The 7,422-nt window shown below is 73.7% G+C and carries 7 protein-coding genes and 1 riboswitch; of the genes, 6 read left to right on the top strand and 1 reads right to left on the bottom strand.

Translation table 11 applies throughout. From position 1 onward, the window contains the following. On the bottom strand, positions 1–610 hold a 610-nt coding region (locus ACRDP3_RS03860), incomplete at its 3' end, for a LamB/YcsF family protein (RefSeq protein WP_431515379.1). Positions 611–717: 107 nt separating this feature from the next. Between ACRDP3_RS03860 and ACRDP3_RS03855 the strand changes: the two genes are divergently transcribed. The 6 genes from ACRDP3_RS03855 to ACRDP3_RS03830 all read left to right on the top strand — a co-directional run. Next, the gene (locus ACRDP3_RS03855; RefSeq protein ID WP_431515378.1) at positions 718–1,431 is read left to right on the top strand and encodes a GntR family transcriptional regulator; all 714 of its coding nucleotides are present in this window, start codon (positions 718–720) and stop codon (positions 1,429–1,431) included. 164 nt (positions 1,432–1,595) lie between these two features. Next, on the top strand, positions 1,596–2,465 hold the full coding sequence (locus ACRDP3_RS03850; RefSeq protein ID WP_431515377.1) for a class I SAM-dependent methyltransferase: 870 nt from the start codon (positions 1,596–1,598) through the stop codon (positions 2,463–2,465). Positions 2,466–2,494: 29 nt separating this feature from the next. Beyond that, a riboswitch (cobalamin riboswitch) is annotated at positions 2,495–2,562 on the top strand. Between the two features lie 144 nt (positions 2,563–2,706). Continuing rightward, positions 2,707–4,068, top strand: coding sequence for a prenyltransferase/squalene oxidase repeat-containing protein (locus tag ACRDP3_RS03845; protein ID WP_431515376.1), 1,362 nt, complete (start codon positions 2,707–2,709; stop codon positions 4,066–4,068). Then, positions 4,065–4,742, top strand: a complete 678-nt coding sequence (locus tag ACRDP3_RS03840) for an SCO2322 family protein (protein ID WP_431515375.1) — start codon at positions 4,065–4,067, stop codon at positions 4,740–4,742. The genes ACRDP3_RS03845 and ACRDP3_RS03840 overlap by 4 nt, the downstream gene beginning before the upstream one ends. A gap of 4 nt (positions 4,743–4,746) precedes the next feature. After that, positions 4,747–5,901 carry a CbiQ family ECF transporter T component gene (locus ACRDP3_RS03835; protein ID WP_431515374.1) on the top strand — a complete coding sequence of 385 codons (1,155 nt, stop codon included), beginning with the start codon at positions 4,747–4,749 and terminating at the stop codon, positions 5,899–5,901. Next, positions 5,898–7,422 (top strand): ABC transporter ATP-binding protein (locus tag ACRDP3_RS03830; RefSeq protein WP_431515373.1); only part of this gene is annotated, 1,525 nt, incomplete at its 3' end. The genes ACRDP3_RS03835 and ACRDP3_RS03830, both read left to right, overlap by 4 nt.

The raw sequence follows: 7,422 nt of genomic DNA, 5'->3' as shown, positions 1-7,422 counted from the left end.
CCTCCGCGCCGCGGGCGATGGCGAGGGAACGCGCGATCACCTGCTCGGGGTCGGTGAGGACGGCGCCCGGCTCGGTACGCGGCACCAGGGTGCCGTCGGGCCGGTAGCCGCGGTCGGCGAATGCCTCGTCGACGACGGGCAGCCCCGCCGCCGTGGCGGCCCTGTGCAGTTCGGAGCCGTGCAGCCCGAGTACGGGCAGGGGCGTGCCGGCCAGCCGTACCCCTTCAATGACGGCCGCGGCCTGTTCGGCGTCCCGCACGCAGCGGTTGTAGAGCGCGCCGTGCGGCTTGACGTAGCTGACGGCGGACCCGGCCGCGCGGGCGAAGATCTCCAGGGCGCCGATCTGGTAGGCCACCTCGGCGGCCAGTTCGGCGGCGGGTACGTCCATGGCGCGGCGCCCGAATCCGGCCAGGTCGCGGTAGGAGACCTGGGCTCCGATCCGTACCCCGCCCGCAGCGGCCAGCTCGCAGACGCGGCGCATGGTGGCGGGGTCGCCGGCATGGAAACCGCAGGCGACGTTGGCGCTCGTGACCGAGGTCAGCAGGGCGTCGTCATCGGTGAGCCGCCACCGGCCGAAGCCCTCTCCCAGGTCCGCGTTGAGATCGATCATCGCTGCCAATCTAAGCGATTGTTCAACAATACGGCAAGAGGAATGTTGTCTCGTTCGGATTTCTGGGCTTCACTGGGGCGGACCATCTGCCCTGGGGGAGGATCCGCATGACCGCCGACACCGACGCCGGCCTGGCACTCTCCGAACTCGCGGCCGACCGTGCGCTCTTGGGCCGTACGAGCACGGCCGAACGCGTGGCGGGCATCTTGCGCGAACGTATCGCACAGGGCTTCTTCCTGCCCGGCGTCCGGCTCTCCGAGGCACAGATCGGCAGCGCGCTCGGCGTGTCCCGCAACACCCTCCGTGAGGCGTTCCGGCTGCTGACCCACGAACGGCTGCTGGTGCACAAGCTCAACAAGGGAGCGTTCGTGCGCGTGCTCACGGTGGCGGACATCGTGGACATCTACCGGGTACGGCAGATCGTCGAGTGCGCCGCCATCCGCGGCCTCGACGCCCCTCCGTACCCGCTCGACACGGTGGCGGCGGCCGTCGCGGCGGGCGAGCGCGCCGCCCAGCACCGCAGGTGGAACGACCTGGGCACCGCCAACATCCGCTTCCACCAGGCGGTGGCCGGCCTGGCGGGCAGCGAGCGGACCGACGACCTGATGCGCGGCGTACTGGCCGAGCTGCGACTGGCCTTCCACGTCATGGACGACCCGCGCCGCTTCTACGAGCCCTACCTCACCCGTAACCGCGAGATCCTCAACACGCTGGAGTCCGGGGACGCGGCGGCGGCGGAGCGGATGCTCGGGTTCTATCTGGCCGACTCCCGCCGCCAGCTGACCGAGGCCTACCCGGAACAGCCCGCGCAGGAGCGCTGAGGACCGGCCCGGGACAGCATGGCGAAAATCTGTGCGCACACCCCTGTCGGATCGTTGAACAATTCTCCGGCCTTCCTGCCCTCGCCCTGAATCCGACGCCGTTCCTCCCGTAGCCCATGCGCCCGCACAACGGGCGGGCCCGGCCTGTGGAGGAGATCCTTCCGATGGGCAGGCAGCGTGCCGACGCGCAGGAAGGTGGCCGTGCAGCAGTGGACCAGGACCTCGAGCACCACTACTCGCACCTCGCGGAGACCTACGACGCCACCTGGGGTCATCGGCCCGACTACCTCGACTGGATGGAAGCGCAGATCAGTTCGCGGCTGGAACTGCGGCCCGGAGACTGGATCGCCGACATCGGAGCGGGCACCGGACTCTTCCTGAGGCGGCTGCTGGAGTACGCCACCGAGGAGACGCCACTGGTCTGCGTCGACCCCTCACAGCCGATGCTGGACCGGCTGCCCGCCGACCCCCGGCTGTTCCCGGTACGCGCGCGGGCGGAGGATCTCGCCCGGGGAGCCCTGAACGACGACCGGACCTTGCCACGCGACGCCTTCAACGCGATCGTGATCAAGGAGGCCGTGCATCACTTCTCCGACCTGTCCGGCACCCTCGCGGGCCTCGCCGGCCACCTGGTGCCCGGTGGCCGGATCCTCATCGTCACCCTGCCGCCGAAGATCGACTATCCGCTCTTCCGGCGGGCGCTGGCCCGTTTCGCCGACAACCAGCCCGACCCGGAGGACATCGAGACCGCGCTGCGCGATGCGGGCCTCGAGGCCCGCACCAGCTATGCCGAGTTCCCGGTGAGCGTCGACCGTGACCACTGGCTGCATCTGGTGCAGGGACGGTGGATGTCGGTGCTCTCCAGCTTCTCCGACGCCGAACTCGCGGACGGGCTGGACGAGATCGCCGAAACCGCCGAACCCCGCCGGGACGGGCGGCTGGAGTTCCCCGACCGGTTCGCCTTCATCGAGGGCAGGGCGCCCATCGCGGGCAGAGCACCCATCGCGGGCGGGGCCGGGACCGCTGACCGCTAGAGTGTTCGCGCAGACATCGCCGCCGATCGGGGGAAGCCGGTGAGAAACCGGCGCTGACCCGCAACCGTGAGCGACGCCCGTACGGGTCAGGACCCCCGTACGGTCGCGCGAGCCGGAGCACCCGGTCGGAGGCAAGGCTCCCGGAGCCGTACAGCCCGCCGTGGACGGCGGGAGGCGGCCCCCGGCACCGTCGAGGTACGGAGCTGAGCCCGGAGTGCCGTCATGCGGAGCGCGCGGCAGCGTGCGCGACCCGCGCGGCGGGGCGGCCGTGCACGGCTGCGGCCCCGCTCACCGAAAGGCACCCGCCATGTTCCCGCGCCGCACCGCCACGGCCCTCGCCGCCGCCACCGTCCTCTGCGCGACCGCGGCACCCGCCGCGCTCGCCACCGGCACGGACGCGGACGCCAAGAAGCCGAAGCCGCCGGCCGCCCTGTACGGCAAGGGCGATCCGACGTACGACGGGGTCTGGCGGCAGTCCATGACCCTCCTCGCCCAGGACGCGGCCGGTGCGACACCGGCGGCGAAGGCCGTTGACTGGCTCGCCGGACAGCAGTGTGCGGACGGCTCCTTCACCGCCTACCGTGCCGAGCCCGGCGACGCCTGCGACGCGAAGAAGACACCCGCCGACACCAACGCCACCGCGATAGCCGTCCAGGCGCTCTCCGCCACCGGCGGCCGGGGTGCCGTGGTCGACAAGGCGCTGGACTGGCTGCGGACCGTACAGAGCAAGGACGGCGGCTGGGGCTACAACCCCGGCGGTCCCACCGACGCCAACTCCGTGTCCGTCGTCATCGGCGCCTTCGCGGCGGCGGGTGAACGGCCGGAGAAGATACGCAAGGGCGACTCGTCGCCCTACGACGCGCTCGCCGCCCTCCAGCTCGGCTGCGACGCCAAGGCCGCCGAGCGCGGCGCCTTCGCCTACCAGCCCGGCAAGGACGGCAAGCTCGTCCCGAACGACGACGCCACCGCGGCCGCCGCCCTCGCCGGGCTCGGATCGGGGCTGTCGGTCAAGGCCACCGGTAACGGCGGCAAGGACGGGAAGCACCGCCCCGTCGAGCCGCTGGACTGCGGCAAGGACGGCGCCGGCGCGAAGCAGCCCCTGAACCGCGGGAAATCGGCCGACGCGGGCGCCGCCCACCTCGTGTCCGTACTGAACAAGCACGAGGGCCATCTGAAGGCGGTGACACCGGGGGCCAAGGGCACGCCCGACTACGCGAACACCGCCGACGCCGTCATCGCGCTCGGCGCCGGCGGCCACCACGCCGAGGCGAAGAAGTCCCTCGACTGGCTGGGCGGGCACTTCGACTCCTGGGACAAGGCCAAGAACGACCCTGCCGCCATCAGCGGCGTCATGCTCGCCGTGCACGCCACGGGCGGCGACCCGGCGACGCTGAAGGGCGCCAAGCTGCTCGACCGCCTCAACGCCACCGGCCCGAAGCCCGCCCGGATGCCCGACAAGGCCACCGGCGCGAGCGGCGGCGACTCGAGTGACGGCGACGACGGCAACACCGTGCTGACCTGGTCCCTGGTCGGTGCCGGCCTGGCGTCCGGCGCGGGCCTCGGCATCCTGCTGAGCAGCCGCCGCAAGCGGCGGGCACTGTGAGAGCCACCGGGGTGCGCCGCGCCGCCACCGTGTGCGCGCTCCTGGCCGGCTGCACCGCGGCGGGCCTGGGGACGGGTTCCGCTCAGGCCGCCGACGGCTACCGGTACTGGTCCTTCTGGGAGCAGACGAAGAAGAGCCAGGCCTGGTCGTACGCCACCCAGGGCCCGTCCGTGCTGCGTCCCGACGACGGAGCCGTGCTCGGCTTCCGGTTCGCCCTCAGCGAGGACTCCGAGGACGCGGCGTCGCCGCGCGGCGACGCGGAGTTCGAGGCGATCTGCGGGCGTACGGAGAAGAAGCCGGACCGCAAACGCGTGGCGCTCGCCGTCGACTTCGGCACCACCGCGCACGCGCCGCGCGGCGAGAACCCGCCATCGGCGCGCACCGCCTGCGCGCGGGTAGCCGAAGACGCCTCCGCCGCCGAGGCACTGGCCGCCGTCGCCAAGCCGCTGCGCTACAACTCCGACGCGTTGCTGTGCGCCATCGAGGGCTATCCGCGGCGCGGCTGCGGCGAACGGCTCTCCGGCGACGGCGCGAGCAAGGAAAAGGACAAGGGCAAGGGCGACGCGAACGGGAGCGACGGAGGCCTCCCGCCCGTGGCCGGGATCGGCGCGGGCGTCGCCGCCGTCGCCGTACTGGCCGTCGCCGCCGTCCGGCAGACCCGTCGCCGCCGGTGAAGCGGTGACCGGGCTGACCGGGCGGCTGCACGCCCCGCAGGCGCGGCGCGGGCTCACGCTGCACCCCGGCGCATGGTGGCTGTGGGCGCTCGGACTGGCCACCGCCGCGTCGCGCACGACGAATCCGCTGCTGCTCGTCCTGCTGGCCGCCGTCGCCGGCTACGTCGTCGCCGCGCGCCGCACCGACGCACCGTGGGCACGCTCCTACGGCGCGTTCCTCAAGCTCGGACTGGCCGTGCTCGCGATCCGGCTCGTCTTCGCCTTCTTCCTCGGCTCCCCCATCCCCGGCAGCACGGTCGTGGTGACACTCCCCGAAGTGCCGCTGCCCGACTGGGCGCAGGGCGTCCGCATCGGCGGCCGGGTCACCGCCGAGGGGCTCGTGTTCGCGCTGTACGACGGGCTGAAGCTGGCCACCCTGCTCATCTGCGTCGGTGCCGCGAACGCCCTCGCCAACCCCGCCCGGCTGCTGAAGTCACTGCCCGGCGCGCTCTACGAGGCGGGCGTCGCCGTCGTCGTCGCGATGACCTTCGCGCCGAACCTGGTCGCCGACGTCCAGCGGCTGCGTGCCGCCCGCCGCCTGCGCGGGCGCGCCGACAAGGGCGTACGGGCGCTGCTCCAGGTCGGACTGCCGGTGCTGGAGGGCGCGTTGGAACGGTCGGTGGCACTGGCCGCCGCGATGGACGCGCGGGGCTACGGGCGCAGCGCCCAGGTCCCGCGCGCCGTCCGCCGCGTCACCGGGGTGCTCACCCTGGGCGGGCTGCTCGGCGTCTGCGCCGGCACGTACGCGCTGCTCGCCGCCCAGGGCGCGGCCTACGGGCTGCCCGTACTGCTGGCCGGTGTGGTGCTGGCGCTGGCCGGGCTGTGGCTGGGCGGCAAGCGCAGCATCCGTACCCGCTACCGGCCCGACCGCTGGGGGCCGCGCGCCTGGCTGGTGTCCGGGTCGGGCGTCGCGGTGGGCGCCCTGCTGGTCTGGGCGGGCGGCGCGTTCCCGGCGGCCCTGCATCCGCCCGCGGTTCCGCTGACCGTGCCGGTCCTTCCGCTGGTGCCCGCGGCGGGTCTCCTCGTCGGGCTGCTGCCCGCTCTCGTCGCACCGGTGCCGGTGCCCACGCCGGTGCCGGCACCGGCACCGATTCCCGCCCGCAAGGAGGCTGCCCGGTGATCCGCTTCGAGCACGTCTCCGTCCGCTACGAGGGCACCGCCAAGCCCGTCGTCCAGGACGTGGACCTGACGGTCCCCGAGGGTGAACTGTGCCTCCTGGTCGGACCGTCCGGCGCCGGCAAGTCCACCCTCCTGGGCACCGTCTCCGGACTCGTGCCGCACTTCACCGGCGGCACCGTGCACGGCCGGGTCACGGTCGCGGGACGCGACACCCGTACGCACAAGCCACGCGAACTGGCCGATGTGGTCGGCACCGTCGGCCAGGACCCGCTCGCCCACTTCGTCACCGACACCGTGGAGGACGAACTCGCCTACGGCATGGAGTCGCTGGGCCTGCCGCCCGCCACGATGCGCCGCCGCGTCGAGGAGACCCTCGACCTGCTGGGACTCGACGAACTGCGCGACCGGCCCATCGCCGCCCTCTCCGGCGGCCAGCGGCAGCGCGTCGCGATCGGTTCCGTACTCACCCCGCATCCGCGGGTGCTGGTCCTGGACGAGCCCACCTCTGCGCTGGACCCGGCCGCCGCAGAGGAGGTGCTGGCGGTGCTGCAGCGGCTGGTGCACGACCTCGGCACGACAGTGCTGATGGCCGAGCACCGGCTGGAGCGGGTCGTGCACTACGCCGACCAGGTGCTGCTGCTGCCCGCGCCCGGCGCCCCGGCCAGGCTGGGCGACCCCGCCGAGCTGATGGCCGTCTCTCCCGTACAGCCTCCCGTCGTCGCCCTCGGGCGCCTCGCGGGCTGGTCACCGCTGCCGCTGTCCGTACGCGACGCCCGCCGCCGTGCGGGCCCGCTGCGGGCCCGGCTGGCGGAGACGGACACCGGGACACCCGGCCTGTCCTCGGGTGCGACACCGGCAACGGCCGAGGAGCCGCCGCTCGCCGAGACCGACGGCCTCTCGCTGCGCCGGGGCCGCGTCACCGCCCTGCACGAGGTGAACCTCGCCCTCCGACCCGGCGAGACGGTCGCCCTGATGGGACGTAACGGCGCCGGCAAGTCGACCCTGCTGGGCACCCTGGTCGGCCTGCACGAGCCCACCACCGGGAACGCCACCGTCGGCGGCACCGCACGCCTCTCCCCCGCCCGCACCCGGCCCGGCCAACTGCTGCGCCACGTCGGCCTCGTACCGCAGGAACCGCGCGACCTGCTCTACGCGGACACCGTCGCCGCCGAGTGCGCCGCCGCCGACGCGGACGCCGGTGCCGACCCGGGCACCTGCCGCGGCCTGGTCACCGCGCTCCTCCCCGGCGTCGCCGACGGCACCCACCCGCGCGACCTGTCGGAGGGGCAGCGGCTGGCCCTCGCCCTCGCCGTCGTCCTCACGGCACGGCCACCCCTCGTCCTGCTCGACGAGCCGACGCGGGGTCTCGACTACGCGGCCAAGTCCCGGCTCGTGGGCATCCTCCGCGCACTGGCGGACGAGGGCCACGCCATCGTGCTTGCCACCCACGACGTGGAACTGGCCGCGGAAGTGGCCCACCGGGTGGTGATCCTGGCCCAGGGCGAGATCGTCGCCGACGGCC

The organism is Streptomyces sp., from assembly GCF_050698815.1.
Taxonomy (GTDB): Bacteria; Actinomycetota; Actinomycetes; order Streptomycetales; family Streptomycetaceae; genus Streptomyces.
The sequence above is the reverse complement of the archived record's forward strand: the minus strand, read 5'-3'. Positions and strand labels throughout refer to the sequence as shown.

Bases quoted from the DNA above. Each gene is read 5' to 3' on its own strand.
- ACRDP3_RS03855 (WP_431515378.1), top strand. From the start codon at position 718: ATGACCGCCGACACCGACGCCGGCCTGGCACTCTCCGAACTCGCGGCC.
- ACRDP3_RS03850 (WP_431515377.1), top strand. From the start codon at position 1,596: ATGGGCAGGCAGCGTGCCGACGCGCAGGAAGGTGGCCGTGCAGCAGTG.